The 1,686-nt window shown below is 58.8% G+C and carries 2 protein-coding genes; both read left to right on the top strand.

Annotated elements, in window-relative coordinates; translation table 11 throughout:
• The coding region (locus E1297_RS02100) for a topoisomerase DNA-binding C4 zinc finger domain-containing protein (protein WP_196223137.1) at positions 1-264 on the top strand (264 nt) is incomplete at its 5' end.
• Between the two features lie 64 nt (positions 265-328).
• Positions 329-1,660: a thioredoxin fold domain-containing protein gene (locus E1297_RS02095; RefSeq protein WP_155133295.1), complete on the top strand. Its 1,332-nt coding sequence runs from the start codon at positions 329-331 to the stop codon at positions 1,658-1,660.
• The last annotated feature ends 26 nt before the right edge of the window (positions 1,661-1,686 follow it).

Here is a 1,686-nt window from a genome sequence, read left to right as displayed (position 1 = left end):
TCCTGCAACGCCTACAAGAAGGACGACCCGGCCTCCTGCAATCATTTGGAGTGGCCGAAACAGAAGGTCGACCCGCTTCCGGGCCACGGGGAAACCTGCGCGTCTTGCAACAAGGGAAAGATGGTCACTCGCATGGTTCAAAAGGGGGATAAGAAGGGGCAGAGGTTCCTTTCCTGCGATGCTTATCCGAACTGCAAGAATTCGGTCTGGCCGGATGACGGCGGCAACTCGAAAGGAAGCCGTCGTAAGGATTCGCGTCGCTGACGGCAATTTCGTTGACGATTCCAAAAGGATTCGATATCCATAGAATGGACACTCGGAGAGCAGTATGATTAAGCCCATAGCAATTCTGGCCGCGTTGGCAGTTTCGATCCTTGCGACCCCCTCCCTTTCGCAGGAAACGGGAAAGAACCTGCTTGCGGCCCGCGATGCAGCAGAGGCTCCGATTCTTTCCTTTCTTCGCAGCAGGCAGGTCAAGCTCACTTATCTCGGTAATGACGGCGGCGTGAAGGGATATTTCGGCGAGAGCGCCAGCGGAAGCATGCAGACCTTCTACGTTTTCCCTGACGGCGATCATGTCCTCGCGGGTGTCCTCTTTCTTGGGTCCGACAATGTGACTTCGCGCCAGGTCGACGCAATGCAACGGCGCTTCGAGGGCGCTGCCGTTCGCTCCGGACTTGGTGATGGAATCGATCCCGAAAAGGCATCCGGCATCGGTGAAATGTTCATGCCGCCGGACTATCAGTATGATACCCCGTCCGCAGACGTTTCTCCCGCGCTGGATTTCATGCGCGCCAAGGGTGTTGAGTTCACGGATCTCGGGATCGACGGCGGTTTACGCGGCTATCTCGGCAAGGCGTCGACCGGTCGTCTTCAGGCTTTCTACGAAGCCCCGGACCGCAAGCACGTTCTCGCCGGGACGGTCCTTAACCTTCAGGGCATAAACGTGACCGGCGTGCAGGTCGGTGAATTGCGCGCACGTTTCGCCGCGTCCGTCGAGGCGGCTTCTCCCTCACCCTCGGGCGAGCAGGCAGCCGCCGAGGATTCTCCGCCCTCCGAGGTTCATCAGGCTGTCGTGAATGATTCCTCCGTGACCGGCTCTGGTGATCTTCTCATTCCGGAAGCTTCGGCATCGATCGACGGCGAGAAAGGCTCTCCGTCGGAGCTGTGGCGGGATACGGTCGATCGCGACGAATTCATGGCGGCCGCCGAAAAGACGGCCTATTTCGATGTCGGCTCGAACTCCGCTCCTCTCACGGTATGGAAATTCGCCGACCCGAATTGTCCCTACTGTCACGCGGCCTGGGACTACATGAAGGATCTTGTTCGCGCTCGAAAGATCAAGGTGCGCATCGTCGGCGTCGGCGTTCTTGACGGGAGCCATGACAAAATGATGGACATTCTGGCTTCCCCTAGCCCAGGTCGCGTCTGGCTGAACTCCAATGGCGGTCGGAGCGAGATTCTGAAGCCCGAGGTCGAGGATGAACGCTTCGATGCGGCGCGCCGCTATATGCAGGCGAATATGGACTTCGCCCGCGCCCTTGAAATCGATGGCACGCCGTTCCTCGCCTACGAGGTCGGCGGCAAGTTTTACGCTTCTCGAGGACTCCCGAAGGACATGGGGCTGTTTCTCGAAGCGGGCGTTCCTCTCAACGAATGATCCAGAAGCGCGGCAAACCCCTTCCT

Source organism: Roseibium sp. RKSG952 (assembly GCF_009711355.1).
This window is presented reverse-complemented; position numbering and strand designations above follow the sequence as displayed.